This is a genomic window from Paraburkholderia kirstenboschensis, from assembly GCF_904848585.1.
Lineage (GTDB): Bacteria > Pseudomonadota > Gammaproteobacteria > Burkholderiales > Burkholderiaceae > Paraburkholderia > Paraburkholderia kirstenboschensis.
The window spans coordinates 1-623 of sequence record NZ_CAJHCR010000092.1 but is presented as its reverse complement, the minus strand read 5'-3'; the positions used below and the strand labels follow the sequence as shown (position 1 = coordinate 623).

The window sequence follows — 623 nt, the reverse complement described above, 5'->3', positions numbered from 1 at the left end:
CCTGAACGACCCGAGGCTTCGATAGTGGTCTGCCACGCTTGCCGCCGATCGGCGGGATTGCCTCGACCAGCGCTTGAAGTTGAGTGACGTCGTTACGGTTGGCGCCGGTCAGAATCACCGCGAGCGGGATGCCCTGCGCCTCGGTGATGAGATGGTGCTTTGAACCAGGTCGCGCGCGGTCTGTGGGATTCGGTCCTGTTTTTGACCTGAGCCCACAGCGCGGATTGAAGAGGAGTCGACGATGACGCGAGACCAGTCGATCTGGTCAGCTGCGCGCAATCGCGCAAGCAGCACCTCGTGCAACTGCTCCCAGACGCCAGCCGCTTGCCAGTCACGGAGGCGACGCCAGCAACTCATGCCGCTGCCGCAACCCATCTCGCGAGGTAGCAGGTCCCAACGCAGGCCTGTCTGTAAGACGAAGAGAATGCCGGTGAGCACCGCACGATTGTCGAGCGGCTTGCGCCCCGGATAACGGGTTCGCCGTGGTTTGGGATGGGGCAGCAGCGGTTCGATGAGTGCCCACAGTTCGTCGTCGAGTATTGGCTTGGCCATGTCCTTTTCGTCGTCGAAACAATGAAAAGGTTAACAGCATTCATCGATGGTTAACAGCCCCTTCGTTCATT

The 623-nt window shown here is 60.4% G+C and carries 1 pseudogene; it reads right to left on the bottom strand.

Annotated elements, in window-relative coordinates:
* Nucleotides 1-552 (bottom strand): annotated as a pseudogene (locus JMY24_RS38155) (IS5 family transposase); the annotation flags it as partial.
* Nucleotides 553-623: the final 71 nt, after the last annotated feature.